This window comes from Bradyrhizobium sp. HKCCYLRH3061, from assembly GCF_051168015.1.
Taxonomy (GTDB): domain Bacteria; phylum Pseudomonadota; class Alphaproteobacteria; order Rhizobiales; family Xanthobacteraceae; genus Bradyrhizobium.
Map to the genome: position 1 here is coordinate 69,090 of NZ_JBNPUE010000010.1, position 18,348 is coordinate 87,437.

The 18,348-nt window shown below is 66.9% G+C and carries 18 protein-coding genes; 12 read left to right on the top strand and 6 right to left on the bottom strand.

All coding sequences use genetic code 11. The features are described 5' to 3' along the window. Positions 1 to 10: 10 nt before the first annotated feature. Entirely contained in the window at positions 11 to 1,060 is a 1,050-nt protein-coding gene (locus ACQR2C_RS17650; protein ID WP_316237122.1) for an alpha/beta fold hydrolase, read from the bottom strand. A 146-nt stretch (positions 1,061 to 1,206) separates the two neighbouring features. Here ACQR2C_RS17650 and ACQR2C_RS17655 point away from each other — a divergent pair, with 146 nt between their 5' ends. Then, positions 1,207 to 2,754, top strand: coding sequence for a winged helix-turn-helix domain-containing protein (locus tag ACQR2C_RS17655; RefSeq protein WP_434881727.1), 1,548 nt, complete (start codon positions 1,207 to 1,209; stop codon positions 2,752 to 2,754). A gap of 160 nt (positions 2,755 to 2,914) precedes the next feature. Then, the gene (locus ACQR2C_RS17660) at positions 2,915 to 3,085 is read left to right on the top strand and encodes a Flp family type IVb pilin (RefSeq protein WP_315736183.1); all 171 of its coding nucleotides are present in this window, start codon (positions 2,915 to 2,917) and stop codon (positions 3,083 to 3,085) included. 138 nt (positions 3,086 to 3,223) lie between these two features. On the opposite strand, the gene ACQR2C_RS17665 is transcribed toward ACQR2C_RS17660, so the two are convergent. Beyond that, positions 3,224 to 3,628 carry a four-helix bundle copper-binding protein gene (locus tag ACQR2C_RS17665; RefSeq protein ID WP_315804543.1) on the bottom strand — a complete coding sequence of 135 codons (405 nt, stop codon included), beginning with the start codon at positions 3,626 to 3,628 and terminating at the stop codon, positions 3,224 to 3,226. Positions 3,629 to 3,983: 355 nt separating this feature from the next. Here ACQR2C_RS17665 and ACQR2C_RS17670 point away from each other — a divergent pair, with 355 nt between their 5' ends. The 6 genes from ACQR2C_RS17670 to ACQR2C_RS17695 all read left to right on the top strand — a co-directional run bounded on the left by ACQR2C_RS17670 (position 3,984) and on the right by ACQR2C_RS17695 (position 9,975). Continuing rightward, entirely contained in the window at positions 3,984 to 5,501 is a 1,518-nt protein-coding gene (locus ACQR2C_RS17670) for an AMP-binding protein (protein ID WP_434881728.1), read from the top strand. 69 nt (positions 5,502 to 5,570) lie between these two features. After that, on the top strand, positions 5,571 to 7,016 hold the full coding sequence (locus ACQR2C_RS17675) for an FAD-binding oxidoreductase (RefSeq protein WP_315804545.1): 1,446 nt from the start codon (positions 5,571 to 5,573) through the stop codon (positions 7,014 to 7,016). Then, positions 7,013 to 7,456: a DUF4383 domain-containing protein gene (locus ACQR2C_RS17680; protein ID WP_315804546.1), complete on the top strand. Its 444-nt coding sequence runs from the start codon at positions 7,013 to 7,015 to the stop codon at positions 7,454 to 7,456. Before ACQR2C_RS17675 ends, ACQR2C_RS17680 begins: the two co-directional genes overlap by 4 nt. Beyond that, entirely contained in the window at positions 7,453 to 8,556 is a 1,104-nt protein-coding gene (locus ACQR2C_RS17685) for a hypothetical protein (RefSeq protein ID WP_434881729.1), read from the top strand. Before ACQR2C_RS17680 ends, ACQR2C_RS17685 begins: the two co-directional genes overlap by 4 nt. Further along, positions 8,540 to 8,845: a hypothetical protein gene (locus ACQR2C_RS17690; RefSeq protein WP_315804548.1), complete on the top strand. Its 306-nt coding sequence runs from the start codon at positions 8,540 to 8,542 to the stop codon at positions 8,843 to 8,845. Before ACQR2C_RS17685 ends, ACQR2C_RS17690 begins: the two co-directional genes overlap by 17 nt. Positions 8,846 to 9,003: 158 nt before the next feature. Further along, positions 9,004 to 9,975 carry a S1C family serine protease gene (locus ACQR2C_RS17695; protein WP_315804549.1) on the top strand — a complete coding sequence of 324 codons (972 nt, stop codon included), beginning with the start codon at positions 9,004 to 9,006 and terminating at the stop codon, positions 9,973 to 9,975. A gap of 19 nt (positions 9,976 to 9,994) precedes the next feature. On the opposite strand, the gene ACQR2C_RS17700 is transcribed toward ACQR2C_RS17695, so the two are convergent. After that, positions 9,995 to 11,926 carry a calcium-binding protein gene (locus ACQR2C_RS17700; protein WP_434881730.1) on the bottom strand — a complete coding sequence of 644 codons (1,932 nt, stop codon included), beginning with the start codon at positions 11,924 to 11,926 and terminating at the stop codon, positions 9,995 to 9,997. Between the two features lie 352 nt (positions 11,927 to 12,278). On the opposite strand from ACQR2C_RS17700, the gene ACQR2C_RS17705 reads away from it, so the two are divergent. From ACQR2C_RS17705 to ACQR2C_RS17720, 4 genes are all read left to right on the top strand, one after another. Further along, positions 12,279 to 13,346 (top strand): phospholipase, encoded by a 1,068-nt coding sequence (locus tag ACQR2C_RS17705; protein ID WP_434881731.1) that lies wholly within the window; start codon positions 12,279 to 12,281, stop codon positions 13,344 to 13,346. Between the two features lie 138 nt (positions 13,347 to 13,484). After that, a complete protein-coding gene (locus ACQR2C_RS17710) occupies positions 13,485 to 14,849 on the top strand; it encodes a hypothetical protein (protein WP_434881732.1) in 1,365 nt (454 codons plus the stop codon). A gap of 4 nt (positions 14,850 to 14,853) precedes the next feature. Then, positions 14,854 to 15,675: a hypothetical protein gene (locus ACQR2C_RS17715; RefSeq protein ID WP_434881733.1), complete on the top strand. Its 822-nt coding sequence runs from the start codon at positions 14,854 to 14,856 to the stop codon at positions 15,673 to 15,675. A gap of 91 nt (positions 15,676 to 15,766) precedes the next feature. Then, a complete protein-coding gene (locus ACQR2C_RS17720) occupies positions 15,767 to 15,973 on the top strand; it encodes a hypothetical protein (RefSeq protein ID WP_315804553.1) in 207 nt (68 codons plus the stop codon). A 75-nt stretch (positions 15,974 to 16,048) separates the two neighbouring features. Here the strand turns inward: ACQR2C_RS17720 and ACQR2C_RS17725 are convergent, their stop codons facing one another. The 3 genes from ACQR2C_RS17725 to ACQR2C_RS17735 form a co-directional block, all read right to left on the bottom strand. Then, positions 16,049 to 16,711 (bottom strand): DsbA family protein, encoded by a 663-nt coding sequence (locus tag ACQR2C_RS17725; protein WP_434881734.1) that lies wholly within the window; start codon positions 16,709 to 16,711, stop codon positions 16,049 to 16,051. 5 nt (positions 16,712 to 16,716) lie between these two features. Beyond that, the gene (locus ACQR2C_RS17730; RefSeq protein WP_434881735.1) at positions 16,717 to 17,502 is read right to left on the bottom strand and encodes a sulfite exporter TauE/SafE family protein; all 786 of its coding nucleotides are present in this window, start codon (positions 17,500 to 17,502) and stop codon (positions 16,717 to 16,719) included. A 201-nt stretch (positions 17,503 to 17,703) separates the two neighbouring features. Beyond that, on the bottom strand, positions 17,704 to 18,198 hold the full coding sequence (locus tag ACQR2C_RS17735; RefSeq protein ID WP_315804556.1) for a hypothetical protein: 495 nt from the start codon (positions 18,196 to 18,198) through the stop codon (positions 17,704 to 17,706). Positions 18,199 to 18,348: the final 150 nt, after the last annotated feature.

Consider the following 18,348-nt stretch of genomic DNA (forward strand, 5'->3'; position numbering starts at 1 on the left):
ATCGTCGGCGCTACGCGCTCGCCGTCACGTCAAGCACCGCCTGCGCAAACGCCTGCGGCGCCTCCTGCGGCAGGTTGTGGCCGACGCCGCCAGTGATCAGCCGGTGTTCGTAGCGGCCGGTGAACTTCCTGGCATAGGCTTCTGGCGCCGGATGCGGCGCGCCGTTGGCATCGCCCTCCATCGTGATGGTGGGGACGCTGATGTCAGGAAAGGTCGCGAGCTTCGCCTCCAGCGCATCGTATTTCGCCTCGCCCTGCGCGAGGCCGAGCCGCCAGCGATAATTGTGCACGACGATGTCGACGTGATCGGGATTATCGAAGGCGGCGGCGCTGCGCGCGAACGTGGCGTCGTCGAACGTCCATTTCGGCGAGGCCGTCTGCCAGATCAGCCTGGCGAAGTCGCGCCGGTTCTTGTCGTAGCCCTCGCGGCCGCGCTCGGTCGCGAAGTAGAACTGATACCACCATTGCAGCTCGGCGGCCGGCGGCAGCGGCATGCGGCCGGCCTGCTGGCTGCCGATCAGATAGCCGCTGACCGAGACCATCGCCTTGCACCGCTCCGGCCACAGCGCCGCGATGATGTTGGCGGTGCGCGCGCCCCAGTCGTAGCCGGCGAGGGTTGCGATCCTGATCGCAAGCGCGTCCATCAGCGCGACGATGTCGGCGGCGACGGCGACCGGCTGGCCGCTGCGCAACGCGGACGGCGACAGCAGCCGCGTCGTGCCGTAGCCGCGCAGATGCGGAATGATGACGCGATGGCCGAACGCGGCCAGCGCCGGCGCGACGTCGGCGAAGCTGTGGATGTCGTACGGCCAGCCGTGCAGCAGGATGATTACGGGCCCATCGGCTGGACCTGTCTCGACATAGCCGATGCTGACCTCGCCGGCCGTGACCTGCTTGATCGGTCCGAGCGACGTCCCCGCCCCCGGGCGGATCTCCGGCAGCTTCGACGCCGACTTGAAGCCCTGCGCCTGCCCAGCGCTGGAGCCGAGTTGAAGGGCCGCAACGGCGGTTCCGGCAAGGGTGAGGAAGCAGCGGCGGCTGGGGCGAAGAACGGTCGGCATGGCAGAGGCTCCTGGTTCCGATGTGCCGTTGTTGTGCGCCTTGCGCCCGCGCGGCGCTTGGAGGAGGCATTGATTTTTCCTTGAGGCCGGCTTGATTTTGCTGATCGCGTGACGCGAAGGTGAAGCCGGCGGCCAGGACGGTGCATGTGGTATATTGCTTCGACGATTTCGTGCTCGATCCCGACCGCCGCGAGCTGCGCCGCGGCGGCGGCCTGATCGCGATGGAACCGCAGGTGTTCGACCTGCTCGCGTTCCTGATCAAGACGCGGGACCGCGTTGTCAGCCGAGACGACATCCTCGCCGAGGTGTGGGGCGGCCGCATCGTCTCCGAGGCGACGCTGGCGAGCCGCATCAGCGCGGCGCGGAGCGCGATCGGCGACAGCGGCGAGGCGCAGCGCCTCATCCGCACCATTCCTCGCAAGGGTGTCCGCTTCGTCGGCGAGGTCCGTGAGCAGGCCGAAGCGGTGCAGACGCCGGCGGTGTCGGCCGCGCCCGCGTTCGACGGCCCCGCCATCGCCGTGCTGCCGTTCACCAACATGAGCGGCGATCCGGAGCAGGACTATTTCGCCGATGGCATGGCCGAGGACATCATCACCGCGCTGTCCCGCTGCAGCGGCCTCGCCGTGATCGCCCGCAACTCCTCCTTCATATACAAGGGCAAGGCCGTCGATATTCGGGCGGTCGGACGCGAGCTCGGCGTCGGCTACGTTCTCGAAGGCAGCGTGCGCCGCGCAGGGTCCCGCCTGCGCATCAACGGGCAGCTGATCGATGCGGCGTCCGGCGCGCATCTATGGGCGGAGCGCTTCGACGGTCAGCTGGACGACGTGTTCGCGCTGCAGGACCGCATCACCGAAAGCATCGTGGCCGCGATCGAACCGACGCTCGAACTGGCGGAAGGCGAGCGGCGGCGGGCGACGCCGCCGCTGCATCCCGACGCCTACGACCTGCTGCTGCGCGCCGCCAGCCTGCGTGACGCCTTCACGCCCGACAGCCTCGCTGCGGCGATCGTCTGTCTGGACCAGGCGTTGGCGATCGATCCCGCCTGCGCACCCGCGATGGCGGCTTGGGCCTATTGCCAGGCGCTGCGCCACTTCCAGGGCTGGAGCGCGCCGGACGAGAACTATCGCACGGCTGCCGTGGCGCGGGCGTGGCAGGCGTGCGAGCATGCGCCCAGTGACGCGCAGGTGCTGTGGATGGCGGCCTTCGCGATCTGGAACATGGCCGAGGACATCGCCCCGGCACGAGAGCTGTTCCGCCGCTCGCTTGTGATCAACCCGAACTCGGCGATGGCGCTGACCTTGAGCGGTTGGATCGAGATCATGGCCGGACACACGGCTGCGGGACGCGCGATGATCGAACGGGCGCGGCGGCTGAACCCGCGCGATCCGCGGGGATGGTTCGCAGCCGGAGCGCTGGCGATCTGCGCGGTGGCGGAGGACGATCGCGCTGCCGCCATTCAATGGGCGGAGATCGCGCTGGCGCAGAACCGGCGTTTCGCCGTCGCGCTTCGCGTCCTGATCGTCGCCCTGGTCAGGAACGGAGAGATGGCGCGCGCCGGCGACGTCGCCCGTCAGCTTCTGAGCCTCGAACCGCATCTCACGGTGTCCGAGTTCCTCGAACGGATCCCATTTCCGGCCGGGACGCTCGCCACAACCTATGCGGAGGCGCTGCGCGCAGCCGGTGTGCCGCCATGATCCCGTTCGCGTGCAGTGGACCATGTTGCAACTGGAATTTTCGACATGAACGGCACAGCTGCGAAACTTGGCTCGACCTCGTTCATACTACCTTAGGTTCCATTCCGTAGTTTCGCGGACATCGTCCGGCGGTCCTGTCGTTGGACGGCGGAGGGAATTAATGAGGAAATTGCTTCTCAAATTTTACGAGGATGAATCGGGCGCAACCGCGATCGAGTACGGCCTGATTGCGGCCGGCATCGCCCTTGCGATCATCACCATACTCAACAAGCTCGGACTCACCCTGGAAGGCATCTTCACGACCCTGACCACGAAGCTGAACGGCGGCTGACCGATCGATTGTCTGCGATGGCGTTCTCAGGACTGGAGCAATCCGGTCGCCATGGTCGGACTGGCCGGGCCTCGCGCCCGGCCTTTGTCTTTTTAATGGGCCTCCATTCTTCGATGGAGCAGCGCCGCAACCGGCCTCTCAGTGCGTCGTGCTGCGTCCCGCCTCCTCGCAGGCGTTCATGCAGCGACGGCAGGACTCGGCGCAGATCCGGCAATGGGCATGCATCTTGGCGTGCTTCTCGCACTCCTCGGCACATCGCCGGCAAGCCGCCGCGCAGGCCTCGAGCATGCGACTGATCATCTCCTGGTCGGAGCCCGTACGCCGCGTGGCAAGCCGGCCGGTGACGTTGCAGACGTCGGCGCAATCGAGATTGAGCCGGATGCATTGCGTCAGCCTGGCGACGCTGTCCTCGCCGAGACAGGCGTCGGCGCAGGAGGTGCAGATCTGTGCGCAGGAGTAGCACTCCTCGATGCAGCGGACGAGTGCATCGTCGACTCGGCCGCGGACGTGCGGGTGGGTTTCGATCATCTGTTGAGCGTGCATGGGAGCTCCTGTCCGTTGGACCCCGCGAGCGACAATGAAGATCGGCTGCAAAGGTTCTTATCGCCGCGCCGTTCGGTGCGATGCCTGACCTGTTCCCCGTGGCGCGACCTCGACCGTCTTACGATCCGCGTGACGGAATTATCAGTCCACCTGCGTCACGGCTTCCAGCCTTTCACTCCTGCCTCATGCGTATCAGCGCCATTTCGCAGAACTGCCATCCGAAACCTGGCGCCGCGCGCGTATGGACGACCCGGTTCGGTTGAGGCACAACACCTCTCGTCACTGACGTCGGCGGCCCGAGCCGCAGACCAAGAACGGGCGCCCGAGCGAGGCGGCCGACGATGTGGAGGAATGGATGCTGATTCCGATGGCCGACGTGCCGCGCTGGTATGCGGAGCGCAAACCCAGGGATAGCGTCGCGGTCCGGCACGGCACCGATACGCTGACCTGGGAGCAGCTCGAGCGCCGCGCCAATGCGCGTGCGCGCGCCTTCGCGGCCAAGGGCGTGAAGCCCGGCGACTTCGTCGCGATCGGCCTGCCCAACGGCAATGCGCTGTTCGAGACCAGCTTCGCGGTGTGGAAATGCGGCGCGACGCCGACGTCGCTGTCGTGGCGGCTGCCGCGCGGCGAGGCCGCCGCGGTGCTCGAGATCCTCAATCCGTCGCTGGTCGTCGGGGGCGAGACCGACTGGAATGCGCCGAACGCGCTACCGGCCGATTTCATGCCCGAGGGCTTTTCCGACGCGCCACTCGCCGCGCCGGTGTCGCGCTATTGGAAGGCGATGACCTCGGGTGGCTCGACCGGACGACCGAAGGTGATCCTCGATCACCAGCCGGCGGTGACCGACACCGCCGCCGAGCCGCCGCTCGGAATCCCCAGAGGCGCATCGCTGCTCAATCCCGGACCGCTCTATCACAACGCGCCGTTCATCGTGTCGCACTACGCGCTGTTCGCCGGCGGCAGCCTGACCGGGATGGTGAAGTTCGATGCCGAGGAGACGCTGCGGCTGATCCAGGCGCAGCGCATCCAGTGGGTCAACTTCGTGCCGACGATGATGCACCGGATCTGGGCGCTGCCGGAGGCGGTCCGCAACAGCTACGACATGTCGAGCCTGAAGATGGTGTTCCACATGGCCGCGCCGATGCCGCCATGGCTCAAGGAAAAATGGATCGAGTGGCTCGGGCCGGAGCGCGTCTACGAGCTCTATGGCGGCACCGAGCGCCAGGGTCGCACCGTCATCTCCGGCACCGAATGGCTTGAGCACAAGGGCTCGGTCGGCAAGATCGACGAGTCCTGCAAACTGCGCATCCTCGATCCCCAAGGCAACGACGTGCCGCCGGGCGAGAGCGGCGAGATCTACTTCCTGCCGGCCGATGGCGCCGGCAGCACCTATCACTACCTCGGCGCCGAGCCGAAGCGGCGCGCCGACGGCTGGGAGTCGCTCGGCGACATCGGCCGGCTCGATGCCGACGGCTACCTCTATCTCGGCGACCGCCTCGCCGACATGATCCTGCGCGGCGGCGCCAACATCTATCCGGCCGAGGTCGAGGCGGCGCTGATGGCGCATCCCGACATCCGCTCCTGCGTCGTGGTCGGCCTGCCCGACCCGGAACTCGGCCAGCGCGTGCATGCGATCGTCGAGATCGACCGGGCCAGGAACGCACAGGCTATTGTCGACGGCATGAGCGCGTTCCTCGCCGACCGGCTGAGCCGCTACAAGCACCCGGAGAGCTACGAGCTGGTCGACACCATGCTGCGCGACGATTCCGGCAAGGTGCGCCGCACCTTGCTGCGCGACGAGCGCGCGGAATGGATCAAGGATGGCCGCGACTTCCGTCTCGCACCCACCCGGGCACGACCGGCCGCAGACTGACCGCACGGAAATTTTTCGAACGTTTACGATGCCGGCGTAGACTCCGTCAGGGGAAGGAGAGTCCGCGCCATGATGTCGAGACGACGGTTTCTGGGCGCCGCAGCCACGGCCGCGGCGCTGCCCCTGGCGCGGATGCCGCGGGCGCGGGCCGAGCTGCGCACCATCCTCAACGACGCCAGCCGGCTCAACCCGACGCCGGTTGCGAAGCATGTGGTGATCCGCAAGCCCGCCACCGACGATCTGATCGCGCGGCTGCGCGCCGAGCTGAAGGAGGCTGCGGCCGCGAAACGTCCGGTGACCGCGGCCGTGGCCCGGCATTCGATGGGCGGCCAGAGCCTGCCGCGCGACGGCACGGCAATCACGCTCGACGGCGGCGCGATCGAGCTCGACACGGCGGCAAAGACCTATCGGACCGCGGCCGGCAACCGCTGGTGGGACGTGATCGCCGCGCTCGATCCCAAGGGCTTCTCGCCGGCCGTGATGCAGTCGAACAGCGATTTCGGCGTCGGCAGCACGTTCTGCGTCAATGCCCATGGCTGGCCGGTGCCGTACGGCCCGTTCGGCTCGACGGTGAAATCGATCCGCATGCTGCTCGCCGACGGCACCTTGGTGCAGTGCTCGCGCACGGAGAATGCCGAGTTGTTCGGGCTCGCGATGGGCGGCTATGGCCTGTTCGGCCTCATCGTCGATCTCGAGGTCGAGATGGTGCCGAACCTGCTGCTCGAGCCGCGCTTCGAGCGCATGGCGCCGGAGAAATTCGCCGAGCAGTTCACACGCAACATCGATGGCGACGCCAATGTGAAGATGGCCTATGGACGGATGTCAGTGTCGCGCAAGGCGTTCTTCGACGACGCCCTGCTCGTCACCTTCCGCCCCGCCCCCGATGCTCCGGCGACCCTGCCCGCGGCCGTGAGCTCCGGCAAGCTCACCGGCGTCGCCAACACGATCTATCGCGCCCAGACCGGATGGGAGGTCGCCAAGGGCCTGCGCTGGTTCATGGAGACCCGGCTCGGCCCCGCCATTTCCGACAGCCGCTACACCCGCAACTCGCTGATGGCCGAGCCGGTCGCCAATCTGGCGCAGAAGGACATGCACCGCACCGACATCCTGCACGAATATTTCGTGGCGCCGGAGCGGTTCGGCGAGTTCCTCACCGCCTGCCGCGAGATCATTCCCAAAGCGCGCGCCGAATTCCTCAACGTCACCCTGCGCTACGTCGCCGAGGACAAGACACCCGCGCTCACGATCGCGCCGGTGCGCCGGATCGCAGCCGTCATGTCGTTCTCGCAGGCGACCTCGCCCGAAGGCGAGATCGACATGCTGCGGACGACCGAAGCGCTGATCGACCGCATCACCGCGATTGGCGGCGCGTTCTATCTGCCCTATCGTCTGCATGCCCGCCGCGACCAGGTCGAGAAGGCCTATCCGGCGGCCGCGCGTTTCGTCGCCGCCAAGCGGCAGTATGATCCGAACCTCCTGTTCCGCAACGCGATGTGGGACGCCTATTTCGCATGAATACATCAGCAGCAGACGGCTTCGCATTGGACCGCTATCGCATCGCCGCGCTCGCGCTCGCCGTGGCGCTGCTATTCGCGGCCGCGACCGACTACATCCCTGCCTTCATCGATGCGCAGGGCCGCGTGTTCGGCCTGTTCCAGCTCGACATCTACAAGGATGCGCTGCATGTCGTCTCCGGCCTGTGGGCGCTGGCGGCGATGCTGACCCGCCGCAGCGCGGTGTTCTTCCTGCGCGTGTTCGGCTCGCTGTATTTCCTGGACGGCGTGATGGGCGTCTTCACCGGCTCGGGCTATCTCGACCTCTCGATCGTCATCGACGGCATCCGCGACACCTCGTGGCTGGTGAAGGTCCTCTCCAGCCTGCCGCATCTCGCGCTCGGCGCGATCGGCATCGCGGTCGGCTGGTCGCCGTGGCGTAGACAGGCTGCCGTCGCATGAGCCTGCGTCGCAAAGCGCTGTATCTTCTCGGCGTCGTCTTGGCAGCCACGGCGATCGGCATTGCCACCACCGTGATCAGCGTCGAGACGGTCTGCGTGGCCGACGTCCCGACCCCGGTGGTGAACTCCGACTTCGGCATCACCGATCCCGCCTATGCGAGGTCGCAGGGTGACAGCTTCCTGACCTTTCCTGAATGGTACATCGTCCACGCCTATGCCGACCTCGCTGCGGTGACCGGGCAGGCCTCGGAGTCCGACTTCCACTATCTATCGAGCGTCTCCGGCTTCTGGCGCAGCCTGTGCCGGGCCACGCGCCAGGCGGCCGGCTCCGGTCCCGCCACCTCGGAGCAGAAGCTGACGAACTACATCATCGGCTTCAGCTTCACCGCCGAGATGGCGTTGCAGGGCGCTTACGAGAAGAGCATCGGGGCGATCAGCTGGGAGACCACGGACGGCGTCAAGACGGCAGAGGACGTCTTCAACCTCGCTCTGCTGAAGGATTACGCGGCATTCCTGTATCAGACCCCCTGGTATCGCTATCCCTTCGTCGCCAAGCTCGATCAGTTCTGGCGCGAGACGCCCTTCGTGCCGTCGTTCCGCGCCGTGGAGCGGCGCGTCTCGCTCAGCCTGCAATATGCCGGGCGCGCCGCCTATGCGGCCGTCATCGGCTATGCGGCGGGCTACGATCCGGCCGTGCTGGCCATCCAGAGCGTCGTCACCGGCCTGCCTGCCGCCGAGCTTGCAGTCATGCCGGGCGTGAAGGTGATCCGTGAGGTCACGGACGCCAAAGGCATGAAGGGCGTGCTGGTGGAGACCGAGCGCTACGCCAAGTTCGATGCTTTCGCCAAGGAGCTCGGCCGTCATGACGGCGCCGGGCTCGGCGAGGTCGCGGGCAACCATCGCATGCTGGTCACGATCATGGTGCCGCCGGGCGACGGACGGCTGGCAGCTTTCGATGGGCTGCCTATATTCAGCGTCCCGATCCAGTCGCGTCCCGGTGCCCGCCGCATCGGCGTCGACGTACCGGTGCGGTCATTGGTTCAGGACATCGGCCGTTTCGAAGCCGCGGGATATACGTTCGAGCATGCCTACGACTATTGACCGGCCTCCCCCGTCCCGCGCCCTTCCCTTGAAGGGCGTGCTGGCCGTTGCCCTCGCCTGGTTTGCGGGCATGGCTGCCATGGCCCTGGTGATCAAGCCGGATGCGGTGGTCGTGTTCGGCCCGTCCGACCGTATGATCTCGGCGATCGTCGCCTCCGATGGAGCCTTGCTCGATGCCGGACGTTTCCACATCGCGGCCAGAACCGGAGCCTCGACTGTCGGCAGCCTGTATGCTGCCGGCGCGTGGCTGGTCTGGCCCCTGATCGGCAGGGGCTGCGGCCGCGGGTAGTCGGCACGGGCAGTTCCTCCCAGCGCCGGCGCGGGGCCCGCGGAACTGGCGCAGCCGCCCAAAGATGTTAAGCTCGCGTTCACGCTGTGGCCGTCACGCGACACGAAGCAGAAGCTTGGTCGATACATCCGGGCGTATCGACAGAGCAGGAGAACGAAATGCCTTCTTTGACCGAATGGAAAGTGCCCTCCGCCTTCCAGCCTCGCGCCGAAGACTATCAATACGATCTTGATCAAGCCCTGTCCTCGATCGTGGGCCTGCATGCCATCATTCCGTCCGACGCCTTCAGCGCGGAAACGCTCGGGACCGAGCGTGCCGGCAATGCCGTCGTCATCGACGACGGGCTGGTGCTGACCATCGGCTACCTGATCACCGAGGCCGAATCCGTCTGGCTGCACCCCAATGACGGACGCGTGGTCGAGGGCCATGTGCTCGGCTTCGACTTCACCACCGGCTTCGGGCTGGTGCAGGCGCTCGGGTCGCTCGACCTGCCCGCGCTGCCGCTCGGCTCGTCGGCGGCAACCAAGGTCGGCGATCACGTCGTGCTCGGCGGCGCCGGCGGACGGACGCGATCGGTCGCGAGCCAGATCATCGCCAAGCAGGAATTCGCCGGCTATTGGGAATATCTGCTGGACGAGGCGATCTTCACCCACCCCGCCCACCCGAATTGGGGCGGCACCGGCCTGCTCTCGGCCAAGGGCGAGCTGATCGGCATCGGGTCGCTCCAGCTGGAGCGCGAGCGCGACAGCAAGGACGAGCACGTCAACATGGTCGTGCCGATCGATCTGCTGAAGCCGATCATCGATGATCTCAGGCGCTTCGGCCGCGTCAACAAGCCGGCACGCCCCTGGCTCGGCATGTACGCGACCGAGGTCGACGATCGCGTCGTCGTGATCGGCGTCTCCGACAATGGCCCGGCCGCCCGCGCCGAGCTGAAGGCGGGCGACGTGATCCTCGGCATCAACGGCGACAAGGTGACGAGCCAGAGCGAGTTCTATCGCAAGCTCTGGGCGCTCGGCGCAGCCGGCGTCGACGTGCCGCTAACGGTGCACCATGAGGGCGTCACCTTCGACGTCACCATCGCCTCGACCGACCGCGCCAAGCTGCTCAAGGCGCCGCGGCTGCACTGAGGCGGCCGCGGGCCTGCGTTCACGCGTTGACGTGCCAGGCCGCGGCGATCTGGTCGTGCAGCTGCGCATCCGTCGGCAACTGTGATGCTACCGTGGGATCGAAGGCCGGATGCGCCTGGGCGTAGGTCGCCATCGCCTGCACGAGCTGCGACACCTGGGTATCGATCTCGAGACCGCCGGCCTTGATCTCCTGCAGCTGATAGGAGCCGCCAAGGAACCAGTCGGCGACGGTGACCTGCTGATGGGTGCCGAGAATGTCGATCTCGAGATCGTTGCCCGATTTGACGAACCAGAAATTGTCGGCCGTGTAGGCCGTTCCGAAATCGAGCGTGCCGGTCGGCTTCGACAGCGAGGCGACGCCGTTGATGATGACGTCGTTGCCGTCGCCGGGCGCATAGACGTAGGTGGCGCCGACGCCGCCGACCAGGATGTTGTCGCCGGCCCCGCCCTTGAGCACGTCGCTGCCGCCGCCGCCGATCAGCAGGTCGTCATTGGCGGTACCCGCCAGCGTGTCGTTGCCGCCGCCGGCGATCAGCAGCGCACCGTCGGAGGCGGCAATGATCGCGCCGGGCACCGGATCGACCGCGACCGAGGTCGCGGCATCGCTCAGCGCCGCGCTGAGCCAGTCGAGATTGTCGGTCTTGCCGCCCCACAGCACGCCGATCGCCATGTCGATCAGGTTGGCGTCATCGCCCTCGAAGCTCGCAACCGCATCGATCAGCGCGAGCTTGCCGAGGATGTCCACCGTAGATCCGGTGTCGGTGTGCGACCACAGGTCGGACGACAGATCCGCAACCAGCAGGTTGTTGGCCGTATCCTGATAGAAAATGCCGTGCTCATGGCCGATCACGCCGGGCGTCGCCGTGACCTCGTCGTGGTTCTGCGCCAGCAGCGCCGAATATTCCACCACGATCTCGGCCAGCGCCTTCTCGACCCCGCCGTTCTTCAGGTAGGTCGCCGCGGTGTCGGCGCTGACGCTGTTGCCGAGCACGCCGCCGCTATTGAACAGGGCCTGAACGGCGCTGTTGCCGTAGCCGCTCGCATCGGTGACGGTCGAATAGGCGATCATGTCCTTCATCTTGTCGGACGGCGCGCCTTCGCCGCTCAAACCGGCCGTGGGAATGCCGACCGCCGAAGCGATCGCGTCATCCTCCAGCGGCGCCAGCAGCACAGCCGCCGCCTTCTTCCAATCCTGGGCACCGTTGTCGCTCGCCCACTGCATCATCGTCAGCAGCGCGATCGAGTGCAGGCTGACCGGATCCAGACCGAGATCTGTGCCCGCGCCGAGCACGGTCTTCTGCTCGGACGAGATGCCGATCGCAGCATGGGCGATGGCGAGCGCGCCGGCGACCGGTCCGAGCTGCAGCAGCGCCAGCGGCGCTTCCAGCACCGGCGCCGCTGCCCGCACATATTGCAGGATCTCGCCAGAAAGGGAGACCATGTGAATGTCGGAATAGCGGTCGACCGGGTGCGACGTCAGCGCGCCCCAGAAGCCGTGCAACTGGTCGTAGCGGACTTCCGCCGCGAATTCGAACGGCATCGCGTCATACGCATAGGCCACCTTGTCGTTGAGCGCCGCGATGTAGCCGGCAAGTCCGCCACCGAGCGAATGTCCGGTCAGTGAGACGTTCGATGTCGCCCATGTCTTGTAGTAGGACTCCGCATCCGGGAACTGCGTCGGCCAGCCAGCCAGACCGGCGCCGCCGAGCCACGACGGCACGTCGGCGAGACTGTCGGTGCCGCGAAACGAAATGATCCGCGTCGATGGATCGCCCGCGAGCTGATAGGTCGCGGCCTCGAAATTGTCGGCGGTCGACGTCACGCTCGCCGCCAACAGCTCATAGCTCCCGATACGGTTGAAATTGACCACGAGCGTCGGGTTGACGCCTCTGTTGTAGACGTCCATGGCGAGCACCGCGTTGATCAACGCGGCCGACGGCGACTTGGTCATGATGCGAATCCCCCCTCGGCAACCGATCGGCAGTTTTGACCCAGGGCGGTGATCCATGAGGAACCCTCCGCTGCGCCGTCGGCTCTCACCAAGTGCGACATCGCGCCCGAATTTTGTCAATCAACTATCGTCTGCGCGTGTATTCGCGCGCGACTCACCTGTCACGCGCGACGGCAACGTCCGCACCATGTTGACTTGCGGGAGCCGCATCGCGAGATTGCGGCTTCGCGGAGCGAACACGCGTTCGGAAAATGGTCATTGCCCGGACGGCCGATTTTGCGTTGCATGACAGCGCTCGCCGGCAAACAGACGAGACGGCCAGACCCGCGGTTCGCGTATCAAGGAGACCTGCATGACGGATGCCGTGGTGGATGACATTCTCATCGTGTTGCCGCCACTGCTGCAGACGCTCGAAGCCCTGTCCTACGTCGCGCGCTACCTGAATCCGCCGGATTTCGATCGCGTGATGGCTGATGTCGGCGATCCGGAGCAGGCGCTGCACACGGCGCGGATTCATCTCACGTCGTGGCCGGCGGACTTCGCCCATATCCGTATCGCTTTCGACACCGCAGCGGACGCCGCGCTGATGTCGTTTGCCGGCCTGCGCGCCGTTCAGCGCGGCGAGGGCGACCTGGTCGACGTGTTCAGGGCCCTGCGTCAATTGCCGCGCGCACTCGAGGCGCTGTTTCCGCTCGCCGCGACGCTGCCGCCGCTGAGCGAATTCTTCCTCGATCCCGCCGTCGACGGCGACGACGGGCTGCGCCGGTTGCTGGCCACGTCCTCTGCAGGCAAGGACGCCGTGTTTCACGACCATAACGAGATCGGCAATCGCGGCGGCTTCTCGCTGTATGTGCCGGAATACTACACGGCGGACCGGGCCTGGCCGCTGGTCATGGCGCTGCATGGCGGCAGCGGCAACGGCCGCGACTTCCTCTGGAGCTGGCTGCGGGCCGCGCGCAGCCTCGGCGCCATCCTGGTTGCCCCCACCGCGGCCGGACCGACCTGGGCGCTGATGGGCGAAGACGCCGATACGCCGAACCTGCTGCGCATTCTCGACCTCGTCCGCAGCCGCGTCGCGATCGATCCCACCCGCATGCTGCTGACCGGGATGAGCGACGGCGGCACGTTCTGCTACGTCAGCGGACTGGCCGCAGGCTCGCCGTTCACGCACCTTGCGCCGGTGGCCGCGACGTTCCATCCGCTGATGGCTGAGATCGCCGACCGCGACCGTCTGCGCGGGCTGCCGATCCAGATCGTGCACGGCCAGCTCGACTGGATGTTCCCGGTCGAGATCGCGCGGCATACCGCCGACGCCCTGGCCAAGGCGGGCGCCGATGTCGCCTATCGCGAGATCGATGATCTCAGCCATTGCTATCCGCGCGAGGCCAATGTCGAGCTGCTGCGCTGGCTGATGCGCTGAGCCAGCGTCTCCCGACGACATGGCTGATCGGTAATGCCGCCGACACAATGTCGGCGGATTTTGTCCGCACTGGTTCTGCTCGGCCATACAGCGGGGGCGCTGCATACGGGCGGCCATGAGGCCGCCGAAGGTCCGCTCATGCCCTCGCCGCTGATGCCCTCGTCTCCTGCGTCCGTCGCGCAAGTCTCCTCCGCCCGCTCCTCCACCTCCGTCGTGCTCGCCAATGGCGTCAGCCGTCTCGAAGTGACGCTGAAGCTCACGACCGCGATCCTGGCGCTGGCCGCCGGCGTCTACACCTATCTCGGCGTCCGCGAATTGCTCAACGGCAGTCCGACCACGGTGTTCTTTGCGGCGGTCATCTACTCGGTCGCGGTCTCGGTCGGCATCTACGCCTTCTGGGTGTTCATGATGCAGTTCATGCCGCACGTCACCAGCACGATCGGGCGCTTGATGATGGCCGGCTGCATGTTGCTGGGCTCGCTGATGATCGTCGCGATGTCGTCCTGGCTGAATGCCTCGGCGCTGGCCGGCGCCGCCGCGATCCAGCAGCATCTTGCGATCACCGTGCAGAACTACACGCGCGACCTCGACCGGGCCAACAGCCAGGCCATCGCTGCGCAAAGCCTGCTGCCGGACATCCAGCTCGCCTCCTCCCGCTTCGCCAAGCTGGCGGACGCCGAACGCGCGGGCTCGCTCACCGGCACCTCCGGATCGGGCACCGTGGTCCAGCTTCTCGCGCAGATGTCGACGCAGCTCGACGGACTGGGCCAGCAGGTCCAGGAGTCGGGCAAGCGCGTCTCCGCTCTCTATGAGCAGGGCGGCAAGAGCCTCGCCAGGATGCGCGAGCTGATCTCCGACCGCGGCCCGATCGCAACGCGCAGCGATGCCTTCGCCACGGAGTCGCTCAACCTGATGGGCGTGATCGCCAATCTGCAGCAGACCTCGGTGGCCCCTGCGGTGAAGCGCGCCGCGACGTCGCTGTCGGCCGGATTCATCGCGCCTGCCCCGGGCGGACGCAGCGGCGACCTGGCCGAGCGCCAGACCGCCGTCGTCGGCAAGGTGGAGGGCGCGATCGCCACGCAGGCCGCCTCGCTCGCCGACGCCGCCGACAAGATCCTGGCGCTGCCGCGGATCGAGCCGACCCGGTTCCAGACGCTGTCGCCCGCCGAAGCCGTGCTGCGCTACGCCGGCGACTTCATCCCGAGCTGGGCGGGCGCGATCTCGATCGACCTGATGCCGGCGGTGCTGGTGCTGATCCTCTGCGTCGTCCATGCCGCCATCCGCCGTGAGGGCCTGCCCGCCGTGAGCGCCTCCAGCCTGACGGCCAGCGATCTGGTCACCGCATTGCAGATCGCGCGCGAGGTCGAGGATGCCAGGCGGGCGGCCGAGCGACGGCCTGCCGAAACGCCTGCTGAGCAGCCTTCCGCGCCAGCCATCGAGCCGGCGCCGGCCGCGGCGGATGAGAACGTGACGTCGCTGTCGTCGGCTCGGCTTGGAAAGTAGTCCCGTGGCTTCGGCGCTGAACCGACGCGTCCATGCCTGGCTCGCGGACAATCCCGATGAGAGCATTCTGCGTTGGGTCTTCCGCAGCATCCTCGTCGTCACCGTCGCAGTTCTCGCGGCGGACCTGCTCGAGCTGAATGCTCCACAGGCGCCATCGGATGCGGCCCCGTCTCAGCTCGACATTCGGCGCGACGCGCCAGACATGCCGGCCGAATCACCATCGGTGCTGGCGCCCCTGATGAAGCGGCTGATGCCGCTGCCGCAGGGCGATCGTGCCTTGCAGCAGCCGATTCAGTTCGAGCTGCGCGGCGGCGGCCGGCTGTTCGCGATCGGCACGATCACGCCCGGCAGCGCGCGCAGCTTCGCGGACGCAGTCGAACGTCATGGCGAATATATCCGGACGATCGTGTTGAACTCGCCCGGCGGCTCCGTCGCCGACGCGCTGGCGATGGGGCGACTGATCCGCGCGCGGAAATTCACAACCGAAGTGGAGGCGGGAAAATATTGCGCGTCGTCGTGCCCGCTGGTGTTCGCCGGCGGCGTCGAGCGCCGGGCCGGCGAACGGGCAATCATCGGCGTGCATCAGATCGCCGCAGTCCCCACGTCCGGGACCACCGTGAGGTCCGGCGACGACATGAGCCTTGCGCAGAACATCTCGGCGCGATGCCAGCGCCACCTCGCCGCGATGGGCATCGATCTGAAGGTCTGGGTGCATGCGATGGAGACGCCGCATGACCAGCTGTTCACGTTCAAGCCCGACGAGATGAAAGCCCTCAATCTCGTCACCTCGTCGCCGGAATCGCGGCCTGAAAAATCGCGCAGTTAGGATGTCCTGATCGCGGTGGACCGGGACCGCGGCGAGCGCGGAACCAAGTTTCGACCGCGGCGTTGTTGGCCGTCACACTGGAGAACATGACATGCGGACATTCGTGGGAATGATCCTGGGGGCCCTCATCCTGGGTTTGGGCGTCTACATCCATGATTCGATGCAGACCTCGGAGGTCGCCAACGGACCGAGCGCGCAGTCGCGCCGGACCATCGTGAACTGGGACGTCGCGGCGGACAGCTGGAATTCGCTCAAGACCCGCGCGCATGACGACTGGGTTCGCATCTCGTCGAAGTAACGCGCACGACGCTTCGTTTTCAGGGCGCCTCGGCTTCGGTCGAGGCGCCTTTGCTTTGCCAGCTAGTTGGCCGCCTTAGTTGGCCGCCTTGGCCTTGCGCGCGTCGGCGATGACCTGCTCGAACTGCGCCATGGTCAGCACGCCGGGCACCCTGAACTTGCCGACGATGAAGGACGGCGTGCCGCGGAAACGCAATCCCCGCGCCTGCTTGTCGTTGCGCGCCAGCATGGCGTCGATGGCCTTCGCGTTGGCTGCGAGGTCGCGCTTGGCGCGGTCGATATCAACGCCGGCTTCAGCGAGCAGCTCGTCGATGCGCGGCTCGGTGAGCTTCGAACTGACGCCGATCAGCGCGTCATGCGCCCTGGCGTATTTGTCCTGATATTTGCAGGCCAGCGCCATCCGCGCAGCAACCACCGAAGTCGGCCCGAGGATCGGCCACTCCTTGAGAACCCAGCGCACCTTGCCATCATCATGGATGACCTGCTGCAGCTCGGGATCGAGCTTGCGGCAATACGGGCAATTGTAGTCGAACCATTCGACGATCGCGATGTCGCCCGCGGCATTGCCGAGCACCGGCGCATCGGGATCGCGCAGCACCGCGCCCTCGTCGGGCTCATCGGCATCCTCGGCGCGACTGTCGCCGGGCCACAAGGACAGCGCCGCGGCTGCGCCAAGAAGCGTCAACACGTCACGCCGGCTGCTGGCGGAGATGATCGCAGTCGAGGGGACGCGCTTCATTGAGGTCAGCTCCAGATATGCAGCAGGCTGCGTGTCAGCATGTACAGCGCCACCACCGCGATCACGACCGAAAACACCACGTTCAATGCGCCGCGCCGTTCGGACAGATGGCGCGCCAGGCGCGTGCCGGCAAGACCTCCGACGATCCCGCCGGCGATGAACAGTCCGGCGAGATCCCAGGCGACGAGCCCTGACCACGCATAGCTCGCCGCGGTGGTAAGCCCGAAGGTCGTCACCGCGACCAGCGACGAGCTCACCGCATTCATGATCGGCATGCCCGTCGCAGCCATCAGCGCCGGCACGATCAGGAAGCCGCCGCCGATGCCGAAGAAGCCGGACAGCGTGCCGGTGGCGAGACCGAAGCCGACGATCGCCGGGATGTTGGCCATGCTCATCTTCACATCGGGGGTGCCGATGCGGGCGCGCGTCTTCAGCATCAGCATGGCGATGACCATCATCACCAGCGCGAACAGCGCCAGCAGCTTCTGGCCATCGACCATCTTGCCGAGCAGCGAGCCGGTGAAGGCGCCGACGATTCCCGCCGTTGCGAACAGCGCCGCGATCGGCCAGATCACGGTGCCGCCGCGCGCATGATTGGCGAGATTGATGGCAGCGTTGGTGGCGACCGCGATCGCGCTCGAGCCGATCGCGATGTGCGGCTCGGGCACGCCGACGACATAGACCATCAGCGGCACCGCCAGCACCGAGCCGCCGCCGCCGACGAGGCCGAGCGAGAACCCGACCATCGCGCCGCAAACCAGGCCGAGCATACCTTGGACAGCAGAGATCATGGCGAGAGCAGGGTCATTTCCCGCACCGGAAGGCAAGCCCCAAAATCACCGGAGCAGTAATGCCCCGCCACCGGCGAGGACCGCCGCGCGACCGGCGTTGAGCCCGGTCCGGCCGGCGGTCTCGCGGCGATGCATGGCGTCGAGAGCGGCGGCCGGCCGCATGATGCCCCCGGCCCGCCGGCAACGTCACGTCAATCCGGATCAGGCAGCGCCCTTCAGCTTCTTGGTGCATTCGCTGTAGTAGCCGCCGCCCTTCTGGATCCACTTCAGGCCGCCATTGGCGTTGGTCGCCTTGTTGGCATTGTACTGATCGACGCAGGTCTGCAGCCGCGCCTTGCCGGGCTTCTCCTTGGCGTATTTCGGGTCCACCGCGTTGGGGAACACGGCGGGACCGGTCGGCGCGGGAGCGGCCTCCTTGGCGTCGGATTTCGCCTCCTTGGCCGGCTTGGCCTCGGCCGCGGGTGCGGCCGGAGCCGCCGGTGCCGCGGCCGCGGTGGCATCGCTGCCGCACTGGGCCTTGCGGAAGTCGTTCCACTTCTGGCCGCCCAGCGTGCCGGCCTCCTTCGCCTGCTTGTACTTGGCGCTGCATTCCTGCGCGGTGAGCGCCTGCGCCGGCGCCGCGGCGAACGTCGCGAGGCCGATCACGGCCAGCGTGGCGAGTGATGAAGCAACCAATGATTTTGCGTGAAAACTCATCCCAGATCTCCCTGTGGAGCATGTTGAATGGGACGGTAATTCTAGCGAGACGCCTGCGACCGACAAAGCAGGCGGGAGCGTGGCCGCGCGAAAATATAATTTGCCTCGCGCGGCGATCCGGCTCATTCCATTCACTGCGGGTTCAGCATC

Coding starts and splice junctions, on each gene's coding strand:
- ACQR2C_RS17690 (WP_315804548.1), top strand. CDS start 8,540: ATGCCTACGACTATTGACCGGCCTCCCCCGTCCCGCGCCCTTCCCTTG.
- ACQR2C_RS17735 (WP_315804556.1), bottom strand. CDS start 18,198: ATGAGTTTTCACGCAAAATCATTGGTTGCTTCATCACTCGCCACGCTG.
- ACQR2C_RS17680 (WP_315804546.1), top strand. CDS start 7,013: ATGAATACATCAGCAGCAGACGGCTTCGCATTGGACCGCTATCGCATC.
- ACQR2C_RS17695 (WP_315804549.1), top strand. CDS start 9,004: ATGCCTTCTTTGACCGAATGGAAAGTGCCCTCCGCCTTCCAGCCTCGC.
- ACQR2C_RS17705 (WP_434881731.1), top strand. CDS start 12,279: ATGACGGATGCCGTGGTGGATGACATTCTCATCGTGTTGCCGCCACTG.
- ACQR2C_RS17710 (WP_434881732.1), top strand. CDS start 13,485: ATGCCCTCGCCGCTGATGCCCTCGTCTCCTGCGTCCGTCGCGCAAGTC.
- ACQR2C_RS17660 (WP_315736183.1), top strand. CDS start 2,915: ATGAGGAAATTGCTTCTCAAATTTTACGAGGATGAATCGGGCGCAACC.
- ACQR2C_RS17675 (WP_315804545.1), top strand. CDS start 5,571: ATGATGTCGAGACGACGGTTTCTGGGCGCCGCAGCCACGGCCGCGGCG.
- ACQR2C_RS17720 (WP_315804553.1), top strand. CDS start 15,767: ATGCGGACATTCGTGGGAATGATCCTGGGGGCCCTCATCCTGGGTTTG.
- ACQR2C_RS17665 (WP_315804543.1), bottom strand. CDS start 3,628: ATGCACGCTCAACAGATGATCGAAACCCACCCGCACGTCCGCGGCCGA.
- ACQR2C_RS17685 (WP_434881729.1), top strand. CDS start 7,453: ATGAGCCTGCGTCGCAAAGCGCTGTATCTTCTCGGCGTCGTCTTGGCA.
- ACQR2C_RS17670 (WP_434881728.1), top strand. CDS start 3,984: ATGCTGATTCCGATGGCCGACGTGCCGCGCTGGTATGCGGAGCGCAAA.
- ACQR2C_RS17730 (WP_434881735.1), bottom strand. CDS start 17,502: ATGATCTCTGCTGTCCAAGGTATGCTCGGCCTGGTTTGCGGCGCGATG.
- ACQR2C_RS17650 (WP_316237122.1), bottom strand. CDS start 1,060: ATGCCGACCGTTCTTCGCCCCAGCCGCCGCTGCTTCCTCACCCTTGCC.
- ACQR2C_RS17725 (WP_434881734.1), bottom strand. CDS start 16,711: ATGAAGCGCGTCCCCTCGACTGCGATCATCTCCGCCAGCAGCCGGCGT.
- ACQR2C_RS17700 (WP_434881730.1), bottom strand. CDS start 11,926: ATGACCAAGTCGCCGTCGGCCGCGTTGATCAACGCGGTGCTCGCCATG.